Raw genomic sequence first — 14,268 nt, 5'->3', positions numbered from 1 at the left:
ATGCAGAGCATTTCCGCGCTGGCACCTACAGCGCTGAACGACGGTGCGCGAGAGCCTGCCGCCAACCCCGCCGTGAAAAACCTGTTTCTCGTGATGCAGGGCTGCTATGGGGCGTTGTTCCTGAGCAAGTTCGCCACGGGCGTGCTGGACGGCCAAGGCCGCGACCTGGGCGTGCGCGCCGCGATGCGGGTCTGGCGCACGACGCTGGCCAAGTACGCGCCGGACGTGATCGAGTCCGCTGTGGCGCGCCTCACGGCAGAGCACCCGGACTACCCGCCGCATCTGCCGCAATTTGAGGCCATGTGCAGGGCCGCCACGCCGCGTAGGACGCACGCCGAGGAGCAGGGTTGGCGGGCACTGCCGGCGCCCAACGCTGCGCCTGTGCACGTCCAGATCGAGCCGCACGGCGATGGCAAGGACTGGGCCCGCCGCATCGTGGCGCGCGTGCAGGCCGGCGACCAGACGCTGACGCGCACGGCCATCCGCGCCGCAATGCAGGCCCTGGGCATGGAGGGCTGGCCGCGATGACGCTGCTGCAGTTGCTCAAGACCGGCGCCGTGCTGCGCTACCGGCCCGGGTTCCGCTTCTACGCGGTCCAGCAGGGCCGCGAAATCTCCGTCAACCAGGTAGAGGCCGAGGCAGCCGTGCGCGCCGGCCGCGTCCGCCCCGAAAGCGCCGGCCCTGATGGGTTCGGCGTCTACCACTTCGCTCTCAGGAACACCCGATGACCCGCAGGTTTGAATTCGACCGCGACCAGGTGCTGGCCACCATTGAAGCCGGCCCTGTGCAGTACGCTGCCCTGGCCGGCACGATGTCTGATTCGGCACGCGCTCAGCTACGCGCCATCATTGACGCGCTCGTGTCTGAAGGGCGCATCCGCCTGATTCAGTTGGACCGTTTCCCTCACTACGTGGCCGCCGATTGGGTGATGTCCGACGAGCTGCGCCTGCAGCTGATCGAGGGCAAATGCCGTCGCACCCTGGACGGCTGCTTGATCTGGACCGGCTACATCGACCCGCGCCGTGGCCCCATGGTGCGCTTTGGCCCGGACGGGTCGGTCACATCCGCACGCCGCGTGGTCTGGGCAATCAAGCGCGGCCCGCTGGGCCTGCAGCAGACCGTGCGTGCTGGTTGTGACGATCCCGCATGCGTGGCCTACGAGCACATGAAGCTGGGAACGCGCGCGGAAAAGTCGCGTGGGCGCAGCCTCACCCCGCTGACAAAGCTGCGCATTGCCCGCGCCCAACAAGCCGCGCGGGGCAAGCTGGATATCGAAAAAGTGCGGGCCATCCGCGCGAGCACTGAACCAGAGGCAGTCCTGGCAGACCGCTACGGCGTCTCCAAGCCCACCATCGGGCAGATTCGCAGGAACGAGACATGGCGCGAGGAGGGCGGCATGTTCACGGCGTTGATCCCCGGGAGGGTCCGCGCATGAGCGTGATTCTCGGAATGGACCCCGGAGCCAACACGGGTGTGGCCGTTTTCGTAGATGGCCAGCTGGTGGAGCTGCTGACCATCCCGCCGCACCACATCGAGCGCACGCTGGCCGCGCGCATGCCGTCGCGCGTGGTCTTCGAGGACAGCAGGCTGCAGTCGCACACCTGGACACGCGGCAAGACCGGCGCCGCCAGCGCCAAGATGGCGCGCAACGTGGGCCAGGTGGACGCACGCTGTGCAGACATCACGGCGCACTGCGCAGACCTGGGCATCCCGGCCCACGGCATCAGCCCGGCAGGGAAGGGTGGCAAGCTGGATGCGCGGCGCTTCGCGGCCGTCACGGGCTGGACGGGCCCGAGCAACGAGCACAGCCGCGACGCGGCCATGGTGGCCTGGCCCTATCGCCGCGCGGCTGATCTGCGGGGAGGTGGCCGTGGCTGAAATCGCCCTGCACGCCCATTGGGACGGCCCTGAACAGGCCCGGGCCAACTTCCTGCAGCGCGTGGCGCCCTGGTGCATGCAGCAGTGGGAGGCTGGCCGCCGGCTGGAGGTGTTCGTGCGTCTGCACGAGGACGCCAAGACAGACAGGCAGCGCGTTTTCTATCACGACTTCGTGCTGGCCGAGATTGCGCGGCAGGCGGTCATCCTGGGCCATCGGCACTCCAAAAATGCATGGAAGGAGCACTTCCGCACCGAGTACCTGGGCAGTCGCACGGTGACGCACCATGACCCGATCAGCGGCGCCACGACCACCACGCAGGAGCGCATCAGCACGGAGAGCCTGGGCGTGCGCGAGTACGGCGACCTGATCGACCGCGTGATGGCCCACGCCATCAACGATCTGAACGTGGAGTTCCCGGCGACCTTCGAACAATGGGAGCGCGAGCAGACCCACCCGGACACGGGCGAGGTGATTGGCGGGGTGTGCCCATGACCGCGCGCAAATGCCTGTTCTGTGGCGGCAAGGCCGAATTGCTGTGCGATACCTGGCTGGGCTGGGAGCGCAAGCGGGGCGAGCTGGAGAAGAAGGCGCCGCACCTTTTGGCGGCGCCGTCGCACGCGATCCCCATCCGGTACCGCTCAGTCCATACCTGCGATGCGCCGTTGTGCCAGGCCTGTGTCCACAGCGCTGGGACGATGTTCTTCCGGATGCGCGGCCATGGCTCTTGGGCAGAGAGCATCGACTACTGCCCAGGCCACGACAGCGGCGACCGCAGGACCGAAATCACCGGGCTGCAGGCCGAGGCCATGCGCGCCCGCTGGCGTGCCGGTGCGCTGGCCCGCCGTGGGCTTGTGGGACAGGGAGGCCAGCAGCTGGGCCTGTTCATGGAGCAGCAGTCCTGATGTGCCGCACTGCCATCAAGTCCGGCGGGGCAGGTTTCCGCCGGCGGGCCGCTCCTGCGTCCCATGCTGCCCACGAGCTGGCGCGCGAGCAGCGCCTGGAGGCCCGTGCTGCCCGCGCCATGGCCGAGGCCCGGCCGCGCGCTGCCACTGTGGCGCTCATCGACCAGCACCAGGTCGTGCCCACGCCGAAGACCGTGGCCCAGCGCAACCCGCGCCTGCGTACCTTAGCCAAGGGTCAGCAGTGCTTGCTGCTGGTACCGGGGATCTGCACGAACGACACCACCACCGTGGTCTGCTGCCACAGCAATCTGTCCATCCACGGGAAGGGCGAGCGCAGGAAGGCCGACGACCACTACAGCGCCTGGGGCTGTGCCGCGTGCCATTCCTGGCTGGACCAGGGACCTGCGCCGGCGGCGCGCAAGGAAGCCGCGTTCATGGCCGCGCACCTGCGCCAGGTCCTGGCATGGCGTGCGCTGGCCTACGCCCCGAACATCGATGCCCGCGACCGCGCCGCTGTGCTGTGGGCGCTGGGCCTGCTCAACGCCACGCCGATTCTGGATTTTTGAAAGAGGACCATCTTGGAAACCAAGGCCGCGAAGATGAACCGCGACGACACGCAAAAACAAGAAGGTGGCCCCGCTTGAACTGCATGGATTGGATGGCTAGCCAATTGGAAGGCCGGCAGGAGGAAGAGGGCATGCGGCGCAACAACCCGCGCCCTCAAGGCGTCATCCGCCCGGGCAGTGGCACCGACGTGCTGCTGCGGTATCTACGCCAGGCCCCCGGGCGCTGGTTCTTCCATTCCGAGCTGGTCCTGGCCCTGGGCCGCAGCAAGGGGGAGATCGATTGGGCACTGCTGTACCTGGTGCGTGAGGGGCAGGTGGAAAGCAGGCTCACAGAGCTGCCGGCGCGTAAGCCGGTGCTCCGCTACCGACTTGTATCTTTATAGCGAGGGTGTAAAAAAGCCAATCCAATTATTCCGAAAATCGGATTGGCATTGATATTAAAGATCGGCATCAGCGGGTTGATGTTTTTTTAGATCATAAGCGCATAACAGCCTTCTATAATCTGTATTTGATTTCTTTGGGTGGTTTTTTAAATATTTCTCACAATCATCCAGTGATATTGCATCATTTCTAAATGAGTGATAGATGACGTTGCTCTTGTAACTTGCGGCAAGATTGCCATCAGCCAATATTTCATCTATAGAATAGTAGATTACTCTGTACCTTTCTTGTATTGCTGCATCAGCATCTTTTAGTTTCTTTATTTGCTGCTTTTTTAGGTGTGCGGCTGCTGCTACATTGGTATTTATAGTGCTGAATCCAAAAATTGGAAAATATTGGTTGCTGGCAATGCTATATTTATCAATCAAACCAATTACGTGTGAGTTTGCTTCTTCTATTATGCCAAAATAATTGGCCATTGTTTCGTTGGCTGTTTGATAATGATATTGGATCGTCTTTTTTGAACCGATTGCAAGTATTTTGTCTCCATTGCTAAGCGCATCCAAATCTTCGGTTATTTTGACACTCACGTTTCCACCAGCGTAAATTTCTTTAACTACGCTTTGAACTTTTCTTACATCCATAGCTGAAATTGGAAGAGATAAGTCTCCTAATGCTCGGTATATGGAGGTATAGTCATCAGTTTTAATTTTATTTATTCTTATAGTCGAGAAGCCGTTGAGATCAATGTCATGATCTGTGATCTCTCGGGAAGAAGAGCCTTTCGCGTATTCGACCAGTAGAAAGTTCTTACGTATCTTCTCAGCCATGGTCGAGTTGGGCTCAACGTAAGTGAAAATTGTTTTCAATAAACCCTTAATATTTTCGTCACCTACCTTGTAGCCAAGAAATATAATTGGGTTGTGAATAAATATTGATAGTAGTTGGGCTCGAATCAACTCGTAGCGCTCTGTGAAATTTTTATAATCTTCGGAAGTTATTATTATTTTTGTGGGGTCAGAAACACATCCGTGTATCTTGTAAACGGACCCATATGGGTTGCTTAGCAGAATGTCATTTCCAACAAGTGGCTCGAATTCAAAAAGACTCTCTATAAAAGTGTCATAGTTAGTTGTGACTATTGAGCCTATATTTTTTCTTATTTTCTTCAGTTCTGCGATTTCTTGGGCGATTTCTGGATTTTCTGTGCCTGATTTTAGAAGATCAGCAATGTATAGTTTTAGGCGGCTGGTTTTAATACCTTTTTTCATTTCGCCATAAAATTGGTCATTTATAGCTTTGAATTTTCCGTGCCGATCTTTTTCTAAGGCTTGATTAAAATCTGCTTCCAGGGTTTTTCCAATGGCAGGATAATCAAAATCATCTAATAAAGGGTGATTTGATTTTATGTCGTAGTATTTCTCTTCACTATCGAATGCCTCCATACAAACGTGTCTTAAAAGACCATCCCAAGTAAAAGATTTTTCGAGATATCTTAGGCTGATTCCTGTGCCGATAAAAAGCACTGGATGATTGCGATAGTTGGTTACAAATTCTGTGATTTCCATTTTTCTATTTCCTCATGTTAGTGTTTGGATAGACGAAATACGCTGATCCGCTTTGTATTTTTTAAAGTTGTCACTTTGTACGCCAGTGGAGCAGAGAGTGAGTGCAGAAGTCACTTGAATTGGTGTCTCGCTCACTATAGCCATGTCCAAGTGGATGCGTCCCAAGCCTGCCACCGTGGGGAGGATGAGCAAGGAACAAAAGCAGGCCCCGCAGTGGGAGCGCATCGAGCTGGACTACAGGGCCGGCATCAAGAGCCTTAGGCAGATCGCAGCAGAGCAGGGCATCAGCGAGGGGGCGATCCGCAAGCGTGCCAAGCGTGACGATTGGAGCCGGGATCTGTCGGAGCGCATCCAGGACAAGGCCGAGCAGCTGGTACGCAAGGAGGCGGTACGCAGCGAGGTACGCACGGAACGCAGTGCATCCGAACGTGAGGTGGTGGACGCGAATGCGCAGGCTGTGGCCACCATCCGGCTGGCGCACAGGCGGGACATCCAGCGGGCGCGCAAGATTACCAATGCGCTGCTGGATGAACTGGAGCAGATGGCTGACGCGGACACGGTGGCCTACCTGCAGGAGCTGGGCGAGATGCTGCGCGAGCCCGACGACAACGGCATGGACAAGCTGAACGACCTCTACCAGAAGGTCATCAGCCTGCCTGAGCGCTCGAAGACCATGAAGGTGCTGGCCGAGAGCCTGCGCATCGTGGTGGACATGGAGCGCCAGGCATTTGGCATGAACGACAAGGACGCGGGCAAGGGGCCGAACGGCGGCGGCAACGTGGGCCACTTCGAGCTGCACTTCGTGGATGCGCCGGCGCGCGAGAACGATCCCCGAGACGGGGAGGGCGCATGAACCTGCTGTCCGCCAGCCTGCAGGCCGCGTCCCTGGCCGATGAGGAGCCCGACTTTGCCAAGGACTACGAGGTAGACCGCTCGCGCGTCCGGGTCGAGTTCCCCGCGAAGCTGCGCGGCCTGTTCCAGCCCAAGCGCTTCAAGGTCATGTACGGCGGGCGCGGCGGGGCCAAGTCCTGGTCCGTGGCCATGGCCTTGCTGGTGATGGGCAGCAACCGCCCCCTGCGTATCCTGTGCGCGCGCGAGATCCAGAAGTCCATGCGGGACTCGGTGCACCGCCTGCTGTCCGACCAGATCGCGGCCCTGGGCCTGGGCGGCTTCTACGAGGTGCTGGACACGGAGATTCGCGGCGCCAACGGAACGCTCATCCTGTTCGCGGGCTTGCAGAGCCACACGGTGGACTCCATCAAGTCCTATGAGGCCATCGACATCGTGTGGGTGGAAGAGGCCCAGAGCGTCAGCGCGCGGTCTTGGGAGGTCTTGGTGCCGACCATCCGCCGGCCTGGCTCGGAAATCTGGCTCACGCTCAACCCGGACCTGGTCACCGACGCCACCTACGCGCGGTTTATCGAGGCGGCTGACAGCGACACCTGGCTGTGCGAAATCAACTGGCGCGACAACCCCTGGTTCCCCGAGGTGCTGGAGAAAGAGCGCCGCCGGCACTTCAAGCGCGATCCCGACACCTACTGGAACGTCTGGGAGGGTCGCCCGAAGCGCACGCTGGCCGGCGCAATCTACGCGAAGGAGGTGGAGCGCCTGTACAACGACGACCGAGTGTGCCTGGTGCCCTACAACCCCAAGCTGCCCGTGCACACGGTCTGGGACCTGGGCTGGGCCGACAACATGGCCATCGCCTTCGTGCAGCGCACGGCCATGGATTTCCGCGTCATCAACTTCATGCAGGACAACCAGAAGACGCTGGAGTGGTATGTGGAGCAGATGGAGAAGCTGCCCTACCGCTGGGGCACGGACTTTCTGCCACACGACGGCGCCCACGGCGACTTCAAGACCGGGCAGACGGCCCAGCAGATCCTGGAGGACATGGGCCGCGAGGTGGAGGTGCTGGAGCGCGCGGGCCTGGAGTCGGGCATCCGCCTGGCGCGCGGCATCTTCTCCTCGGCCTACATCGATGCCCAGCGCTGCGCCAAGCTGTTGGACTGCCTGAGCCGGTACAAGCGCCAGATCGACCCGCGCACGGGCGAGCCCGGGCCACCGCTGCACGATGACGCCAGCCACGGCGCGGACGTGTGGCGCTACATCAACATGGCCCTGCCGCTGATGGACAACGACACTGCGGGCGCTGTGCCTCTCAGGCGACGCGCGGGCGGCATGGCACGCTGATCCCGTACCAAGCCTGCCACTTTCGCGGGCATGCCTGCATGTATCGACCTGCGCAAAGCGCACCTTCACCGCCAGCATGGGGACTTGCTGGCCGTCTACACCTGGATCAACGCCGAGCGCGCGCTGGTCCTGATCCCGGCCTACCGCCCCAAAGCCCCGTGGTACGTGGTGATGGAGAGCGCGGCCTATCTCTACGATGACCCCGCCTACCTGGCCAAAGCCTGCGTCAAGGCCTGCGAGGTGCTGGGCATCGAGCCCAACCGGCCGAACTGGGTGCGAGTGGCCACCATCGTCAACGAGGGCCTGCCCGACCTGGTGAGCATGCCCAGCGAACCCACATGGCAGCGCGCGGGCCAGGAGTTCGGCACCCTGGTGGTCAAGTCCGATGGCAAGGAAATCGCGGCCGAGGCCCTGACCATCCCGGACCTGGGGGCCGAATATGTCCCAGCTTGAGGCCCGCTTCAACCGCCGCGCGGGCGTGGGCGAGCGCATCCTGAACGATGTGCCGCTGGAGTTCGACGCCGACGAGGAGGCGCCGCCGCACCCTCTAGACCAGCCCGAGGCCCGCAAGACCCTGCGCAAGCTCCTGAGCTGGTACTACCGTGAGCGCGAGATCCAGGCCGAGAACCGCCTGCAGATGTCCATCGACGCCGACTACTACGACGGCGACCAGTGGGACCCGGCCGATGCGGCCACGCTGGAGGAGCGCGGCCAGGTGCCCCTGGTGTTCAACGAGGTGGCCGTGATGTGCGACTGGCTCATTGGCACGGAGCGCCGCGCGCGCGTGGACTGGAGCGTGCTGCCGCGCGCCGAGGACGACGTGCAGCTGGCCGACGTGAAGACCAAGGTGCTCAAGTATGTCAGCGACGTGAACCGCACCACGTTCAACCGTTCGCGCGCCTTCGAGGACACCGTGAAGGTGGGCGTGGGCTGGGTGGACTCCGGCGTGCGCAACGACCCCACCAAGGACATCATCTACGACAAGTACGAGGACTGGCGCAATGTGCTCTGGGACTCGATGGCCATGGAGCCGGACCTGAGCGATGCGCGCTACCTGTTCCGCACGCGCTGGGTGGACGAGGACGTGGCCATCACCATGTACCCGCAGCGCCGCGACGTGCTGGAGCGGGCCGTGCTGCGCGAGGAGGAGTTCAGCGCCCAGCAGTGGGCCGAGGACGAATTCTTCTTCCAGGGCCATACCAGCGAGCGCCATGTCAGCGGCACCAGCGGCAGCTACCTGGCCGGCGGGCGCGGCAACATCGACAGCGAGGCGCGGCGCCGCGTGCGCCTGATCGAGTGCCAGTTCCGCATGCCGGCGTCCGTGCAGGTGGTGACCAGCGGCCCCTTCAAGGGCTCGTTCGTGGAGCCCTGGGACCATGCGCTGCGCGCCGTGGTGGGGGCGCACGGCGGCTCCATCGTGGAGCGTGTCGCCATGCGCATGCACGTCGCGGTCTTCACCGAGGGTCATCTGCTGGCCCTGGGCCCAACGCCCATGCGCCACAACAGTTTCAGCCTGACGCCCATCTGGTGCTACCGGCGCGGCCGGGACCGCATGCCCTACGGCGTGGTGCGCCGCGTGCGCGACCTGCAGATGGACCTGAACAAGCGGGCCAGCAAGGCGCTGTTCTTGCTGTCCACGAACCAGATCTTTGCGGAGAAGGGCGCCTTCGATGACATCAACGAAGCGCGCGAGGAGGTCAACCAGCCTGACGGCGTGGTGATCTACAAGGCCGGCAAGAAGTTCGAGGTCCACCGCGACAGCGAGATGGCGGCCGGCCAGGTGCAGATGATGACGCTGGACGGCCAGGCCATCCAGAAGTCCGCGGGCATCAGCGACGAGAACCTGGGGCGGCGCACCAATGCCGTCAGCGGCCGCGCGATCGAGGCCCGCCAGCTGCAGGGCTCGGTCGTGACCACGCAGCCCTTCGACAACCTGCGCTTCGCTGTGCAGATCCAGGGCGAGAAGCTGCTGAGCCTGGTGGAGCAGTGGTACACGGAGGAGAAGGTGATCCGCCTGTCCGGCCACAAGGGCCGGCTGGACTGGGTGAAGGTCAACCAGCCCGAGGTCCAACCAGACGGGAGCGTGCGCTACCTGAACGACATCACGGCCAGCATGGCCGACTTCGTGGTGTCTGAGCAGGACTATTCGGGCACGCTGCGCCAGGTCATGTTCGAGAGCCTGAACCAGCTGGCGGGCCGTCTGCCGCCCGAGGTGGCCATTCGCATCATGACGCTGGCCATGGAGTATTCCGACCTGCCGAACAACGACCTGGTGGCCGACGAACTGCGCAAGCTGACCGGCGAGCGCGACCCCAACAAGCCACTCACTCCCGAAGAGCAGCAGCAGGTCCAGCAGCAGATGCAGGCCCAGGCCGAGGCCCTGCAGATGCAGCAGGAGAGCGCGCGCCAGGCGCTGGCCGAGCAGCAGGCCAAGGTCCGGGAGATCAACGCCCGCGCTGAGAAGCTGGAAGCCGAGGCCGAGCAGCTGCGCGCCGCCGGCGGCAACCCGGCGCTGGCCCAGCAGATGGAGGGCGTGGCCGCCACCGTGCGCCGCGACGCGGACATGGAGCTGGACGAGCTGCGCCGCAAGCTGGCCAAGACCCAGGCCGACCTGGCCAACAAGACGCTGCAGATCAAGGGTGACCAGGACGTGCGCCTGCAGGTGGCACACATCGAGGCCGACTCGCGCGAGCGCGTGGCCCAGATCCAAGCCCAGAGCCGCCAAACGCTCGACGCCATGTCGGGCCGGCTGAACCAATTCGACAACAAGGACTGATATGGATCGAGAAACCATCGTGCGCACGGCGGCCGTGGAGGGCGCCAAGGCCGCGCCGCCGGTCACCGTGGTGGCCACCAACGTCGCCAACGGCTGGACCATGACCCACACGGCCACGGCCCTGACCATCCTCTACGTGGTGCTGCAGGTCATCTACCTGCTGTGGCGCTGGAGCAATGAGCGGGAGGACCGCCGGGCGCGCCAGGCGCAGGAACTGGCCGCAGCATGCGAGGCGCGGTCGTGAGCGGGGGCCGAGTGCCTGCCGCAGGCCTGGGCATTGGCGCCGCCATCCTGGCGTCCTGGATCGCGGCCGAAGGGTTCAGCGCCGCGCCCATCATCCCGGTGCGCGGCGACGTGCCCACCATCGGCCACGGCGCCACGCGCTACGAGGACGGCACGCGCGTGACCATGGCAGATCCGCCCATCACCAGGGAGCGCGCCCGCGACCTGGCCGTGAACCTGCTGGAGCAGCAGTACGGGGCCTGCGTGCGCGATTCGCTGGGCGACACGCTGGTGCATCCTGTCGAGTTCGCCCAGGCCGTGGACTTCGCGGGCCAGTACGGCTGCAGCGCCTGGCGCGGCTCCTCGATGCTGGCGCGCACGCGGGCCGGCGACTATGCCGGCGCCTGCCATGCCTACCTGGCCTACCGTTTCATGACCAGCGCCCAGCCCCTGCAGGGCTACGCCGCCTACCAGTGGGGCGCGGGCGGGCAGCCCACCAGGTGGCGCTACGACTGCAGCACGCCCGGCAACAAGGTTTGCCGCGGCGTCTGGACTCGCCAGCAGGCGCGGCACGCCGCATGCATGGACGCGCAGCAATGAGCGTGCGCGCCATCTCTCATCTGGCCGCCGCAGGCCTGGCCGCTGTACTCGCCTGGAGCTACCAGGGCGCGCGGCTGGGCGCCGACCTGGCCGAGGCCCGCGCCGCAGCCGTGGGCGAAAAGCTGGCAGTCAGCACAGCACAGCGCGCGGCCGACGCCCGAGTGCGCCGCGCAGAGCAGTCCATCAACACCAACTACCAGGAGGCGCTGAATGCCGCCCGAACCCGCGAGGCGCTGCTGCGCCGTGATCTTGATCAGCTGCGCGCTGTCTCTGACGGCCTGCGCGAGCAATCCGCAGATGCCGCCCGCCGACTTGCCAGCGCTCCCCCTGCTGCCGTCCTTGAGTACGCCGCTGCCCTCAACGCCGTATATGACGACTGCCGCGCAGCGTATGGGGACATGGCAGCAAAGGCTGCAGGGCACGCAGCTGATGTCAAAATCCAACGGGATGCCTGGCCCGTGATTCCAACTCCGAGCTTGCCGGATATTGGCGCGGACCAAAGAAATTGAGATGCCATCCACCACCGCCAAGTACTTTACTCACTCCCCCCAAACTGCGGCCAATGAGGAAACACTTTGGTCTGCCAGCCGAGCTGGACCTTGATGTGCTGCTGCAACAACGGCGCGTGCTAGCCAAGAAAATGAGCAAAGACTTGGAAATTACGCGCCTAGACAAGCTCATCTGAAAGAACACGGTAATTCACATGCAGTTGGCTGGCAATCGGGGTCGCGTACGCTGTCAATTAGATGTGATGTAAAAAGTCGCCTTGACGGAGAAATACATCGCTACATTCCGAACTGTCGCAGTTTGCGTTTTATGACTGCCTGAAAATTCTTCCTATATCGCATCAATAGTTATGCATGCAAATATTCTTACCTAAGCTTTAAAAAGGTAGACTTAGGCCAGAAGACTGTGCTGAATCATACAATCTTCGAGCTGTTGCGTAGTCATTGAAAAATTGATTGGTATAGAATCTATAGTCTCTCCCATCATGATGATCAGAGTAGAAGAATATGTATTCTCCGCACTCTTCCGTCTCATTAAATGAATATCTGAGAACTACATGAAATGCAGTCGTTTCTAGCGATACGCTTGAATTCAAGTCATCGTACACCCAGGAGAATTCCCCTCGTTCTGTCTTTGTTGTTAATTCGGAAACAAATCTTCTAATTTTTTCAGGAAACATTTTTAAAATCCTTTTTGTCTTGAAATATCTTCAATTTTAGATTTGATAGCCAGGATGCTAGTTTGAATTTCAGTGCGTTGCTGCTTGGTTATTGGGTTCTTTGGAGTTGCATTGCTGTAGGAGTGCAATGAAACCTCGGTGTTTCTTATTAAATCTCTAAGGCTATCATGCATGGAAGAATCGATTGGTAAACGTGCATATGTTCTACGATAGTACTGGAAGCACTTGAGTGCCTGTAAATATCGATCACCTGATAGATGATCGTTTGTTTCATCCAGTGAAATTAGGTACTCGCTGAAATATGCTGCGTGATTTACTCGGGATACATTTTCAAATAGAGTTTTTGCTTCGCTCTTAATTCCTTTTGATAATTTTACATTGTGAATTATTTCCATAATCGCAATGACCAATCCTATAAAAGTGGCTATTCCGCCATAAAAGCCAAATTTATTTAATAGGACTTGGTTATCTATTATATGGTTTCCAAATAGTATTGATATTACCAATGCTAGCAAAGAAAATATTGTATATATAATTCTTATTGAATTATCTTTTAATACTTCTTTCCAATTTTTTTCGGTTGAATTATTTGATTTCTCCATAAATTTATTTGAATATATTTAAATTTTAGATCAAATGCTTGGTTAATGTAGATTTAATATTTATTAAATTAATGATTGCGAATCATGCCTATAAGCGGCAATTCTATCTCGACGATTGTGCTAGTAGGTTCTTGAGGCAAGGTTCCTCTCGTACCAAGCCTGCCACCCTGCCGTGATCCAAACCACGAAAGGACGCACACATGAGCTTGAACGACGACCACCTGCGCCTCCTGTCCGACGCCGAGCGCGAGGCCATGGAAGCCGACGACAACGACTACGACCCCGAGGAAGACAACGCTGCAGCGCTGGCTGCCCTGGGTCGAGGCCCCCTCGATGCGCAAGAGGAAGAGGAGGGCGACGACGCCGACGCCGACGCGGGAAAGGGCAAGCCCGAACCCGGCACGCCCACCGAACCCACGGACACCACCGCTGCAGCGCCTGCAGCCGCTCCTGCTGCTGCACCCGCAGAACCCACCGACGCCACGCAGCCGACCGACGCGCCGGCTCCGAATCCGCAGACTGCCCCTCAGGCGGGCGGCTATCGCGCGGAACTGCCCGCCGACTACGATGCCCAGGTGAAGGCCAACAAGGACGCTGTGGCCGCCGCGCGGGCCAAGTTCAACGAGGGCGAACTGGAGCAGGCCGAGCTGGACGCGGAACTGGATCGCCTGCAAGACGAGCGCGACACGCTGCGCGACATGAAGACGCGGGCCACCATGTCGGCCGAGATGCAGGCCCAGTCCGCGCAGCAGGCCTGGAACAGCACCATCAACGGCTTCCTGGATGACGCGGCCAAGAACCCGGCGCTGGGCATCGTGGACTACCGCCAGGACAAGGCCAAGCAGGCCGACCTGGACGCCATGGTGCGCGCTCTGGGGGCGGCGCCGGGCAACGAGAACAAGCCCATGCGCTGGTTCCTGGAAGAAGGGCACCGCCGCGTGGTGGCCCTGCACGGCATTGCCACGACCAAGAAGCCTGCCGATGTACAGCGCAAACCGGATGCCTCGGCCGTGGTCACCAACCTGGCCGACGTGCCCGGCGGCGCGGGCGATGCCGATCCCGTGAGCGACGAGTTCGCCGAGCTGGACAAGCTCACGGGCCTGGATTACGAGCGCGCGCTGGCTGGCATGTCCGAGGAAAAGCGTGAACGCTACAACCGCCTGGGCTGACACCGCCCCCATGCCGTCCACTGCCTCTACCCCCGACGCGCGCCGCATCTTCGTGGAGCTGCGCATGGGCGATGTGCTGGAGGTGGGCGGCGCCCGCATCCAGCTCGAATTCAAGAAGGGGCAGGCCGCGCGCATGATCGTCGTGGCCGCCCCTGAAACCACCGTCAAAAAGACCCCGGCCGCGCTGCGGCCCGTACCAAGCCTGCCATCTTGAGGGCTGGATC

At 61.1% G+C, this 14,268-nt stretch carries 19 protein-coding genes; 17 read left to right on the top strand and 2 right to left on the bottom strand.

Going from position 1 to position 14,268, the window contains the following annotated elements; genetic code table 11:
- From G4D77_RS01655 to G4D77_RS01620, 8 genes are all read left to right on the top strand, one after another.
- Complete coding sequence (locus G4D77_RS01655; protein ID WP_213757872.1) at positions 1 to 528, top strand: hypothetical protein; 528 nt, start codon at positions 1 to 3, stop codon at positions 526 to 528.
- Positions 525 to 728, top strand: coding sequence for a hypothetical protein (locus G4D77_RS01650; protein WP_213757871.1), 204 nt, complete (start codon positions 525 to 527; stop codon positions 726 to 728). Before G4D77_RS01655 ends, G4D77_RS01650 begins: the two co-directional genes overlap by 4 nt.
- Positions 725 to 1,435, top strand: coding sequence for an HNH endonuclease family protein (locus G4D77_RS01645; protein ID WP_213757870.1), 711 nt, complete (start codon positions 725 to 727; stop codon positions 1,433 to 1,435). Before G4D77_RS01650 ends, G4D77_RS01645 begins: the two co-directional genes overlap by 4 nt.
- Positions 1,432 to 1,878, top strand: a complete 447-nt coding sequence (locus G4D77_RS01640) for a hypothetical protein (RefSeq protein ID WP_026062239.1) — start codon at positions 1,432 to 1,434, stop codon at positions 1,876 to 1,878. Before G4D77_RS01645 ends, G4D77_RS01640 begins: the two co-directional genes overlap by 4 nt.
- Positions 1,871 to 2,371: a recombination protein NinB gene (locus tag G4D77_RS01635; protein WP_213757869.1), complete on the top strand. Its 501-nt coding sequence runs from the start codon at positions 1,871 to 1,873 to the stop codon at positions 2,369 to 2,371. Before G4D77_RS01640 ends, G4D77_RS01635 begins: the two co-directional genes overlap by 8 nt.
- Positions 2,368 to 2,781 carry a hypothetical protein gene (locus G4D77_RS01630; protein WP_126313085.1) on the top strand — a complete coding sequence of 138 codons (414 nt, stop codon included), beginning with the start codon at positions 2,368 to 2,370 and terminating at the stop codon, positions 2,779 to 2,781. Before G4D77_RS01635 ends, G4D77_RS01630 begins: the two co-directional genes overlap by 4 nt.
- Entirely contained in the window at positions 2,781 to 3,347 is a 567-nt protein-coding gene (locus G4D77_RS01625; protein WP_213757868.1) for a nuclease domain-containing protein, read from the top strand. The genes G4D77_RS01630 and G4D77_RS01625 overlap by 1 nt, the downstream gene beginning before the upstream one ends.
- 92 nt (positions 3,348 to 3,439) lie before the next feature.
- Positions 3,440 to 3,730: a hypothetical protein gene (locus G4D77_RS01620; protein ID WP_250134254.1), complete on the top strand. Its 291-nt coding sequence runs from the start codon at positions 3,440 to 3,442 to the stop codon at positions 3,728 to 3,730.
- Positions 3,731 to 3,784: 54 nt separating this feature from the next.
- Here G4D77_RS01620 and G4D77_RS01615 read toward each other — a convergent pair whose 3' ends face one another.
- A complete protein-coding gene (locus tag G4D77_RS01615; protein ID WP_213757866.1) occupies positions 3,785 to 5,296 on the bottom strand; it encodes an SIR2 family protein in 1,512 nt (503 codons plus the stop codon).
- 142 nt (positions 5,297 to 5,438) lie between these two features.
- Between G4D77_RS01615 and G4D77_RS01610 the strand changes: the two genes are divergently transcribed.
- The 7 genes from G4D77_RS01610 to G4D77_RS01580 all read left to right on the top strand — a co-directional run bounded on the left by G4D77_RS01610 (position 5,439) and on the right by G4D77_RS01580 (position 11,596).
- Positions 5,439 to 6,149: a hypothetical protein gene (locus G4D77_RS01610; RefSeq protein ID WP_502762153.1), complete on the top strand. Its 711-nt coding sequence runs from the start codon at positions 5,439 to 5,441 to the stop codon at positions 6,147 to 6,149.
- A complete protein-coding gene (locus G4D77_RS01605) occupies positions 6,146 to 7,489 on the top strand; it encodes a PBSX family phage terminase large subunit (RefSeq protein ID WP_213757865.1) in 1,344 nt (447 codons plus the stop codon). The genes G4D77_RS01610 and G4D77_RS01605 overlap by 4 nt, the downstream gene beginning before the upstream one ends.
- A gap of 84 nt (positions 7,490 to 7,573) precedes the next feature.
- Positions 7,574 to 7,942 (top strand): hypothetical protein, encoded by a 369-nt coding sequence (locus tag G4D77_RS01600; protein WP_250134253.1) that lies wholly within the window; start codon positions 7,574 to 7,576, stop codon positions 7,940 to 7,942.
- A complete protein-coding gene (locus tag G4D77_RS01595; protein ID WP_213757863.1) occupies positions 7,929 to 10,265 on the top strand; it encodes a portal protein in 2,337 nt (778 codons plus the stop codon). The genes G4D77_RS01600 and G4D77_RS01595 overlap by 14 nt, the downstream gene beginning before the upstream one ends.
- 1 nt (position 10,266) lies before the next feature.
- Positions 10,267 to 10,509, top strand: a complete 243-nt coding sequence (locus tag G4D77_RS01590) for a hypothetical protein (protein ID WP_017406469.1) — start codon at positions 10,267 to 10,269, stop codon at positions 10,507 to 10,509.
- A complete protein-coding gene (locus G4D77_RS01585) occupies positions 10,506 to 11,087 on the top strand; it encodes a glycoside hydrolase family protein (RefSeq protein ID WP_213757862.1) in 582 nt (193 codons plus the stop codon). The genes G4D77_RS01590 and G4D77_RS01585 overlap by 4 nt, the downstream gene beginning before the upstream one ends.
- A complete protein-coding gene (locus G4D77_RS01580) occupies positions 11,084 to 11,596 on the top strand; it encodes a hypothetical protein (protein WP_213757861.1) in 513 nt (170 codons plus the stop codon). The genes G4D77_RS01585 and G4D77_RS01580 overlap by 4 nt, the downstream gene beginning before the upstream one ends.
- 679 nt (positions 11,597 to 12,275) lie before the next feature.
- Here the strand turns inward: G4D77_RS01580 and G4D77_RS01575 are convergent.
- Positions 12,276 to 12,875: a hypothetical protein gene (locus G4D77_RS01575; RefSeq protein WP_213757860.1), complete on the bottom strand. Its 600-nt coding sequence runs from the start codon at positions 12,873 to 12,875 to the stop codon at positions 12,276 to 12,278.
- Between the two features lie 200 nt (positions 12,876 to 13,075).
- Between G4D77_RS01575 and G4D77_RS01570 the strand changes: the two genes are divergently transcribed.
- Together G4D77_RS01570 and G4D77_RS01565 are read left to right on the top strand one after the other, a co-directional pair.
- Entirely contained in the window at positions 13,076 to 14,044 is a 969-nt protein-coding gene (locus G4D77_RS01570) for a hypothetical protein (RefSeq protein ID WP_213757859.1), read from the top strand.
- Complete coding sequence (locus G4D77_RS01565; protein WP_250134252.1) at positions 14,019 to 14,258, top strand: hypothetical protein; 240 nt, start codon at positions 14,019 to 14,021, stop codon at positions 14,256 to 14,258. Before G4D77_RS01570 ends, G4D77_RS01565 begins: the two co-directional genes overlap by 26 nt.
- Positions 14,259 to 14,268 lie beyond the last annotated feature (10 nt).

The sequence above is a fragment of the Delftia sp. WY8 genome, from assembly GCF_018437695.1.
Classification (GTDB): Bacteria; Pseudomonadota; Gammaproteobacteria; order Burkholderiales; family Burkholderiaceae_C; genus Comamonas; species Comamonas tsuruhatensis.
This window is presented reverse-complemented; position numbering and strand designations above follow the sequence as displayed.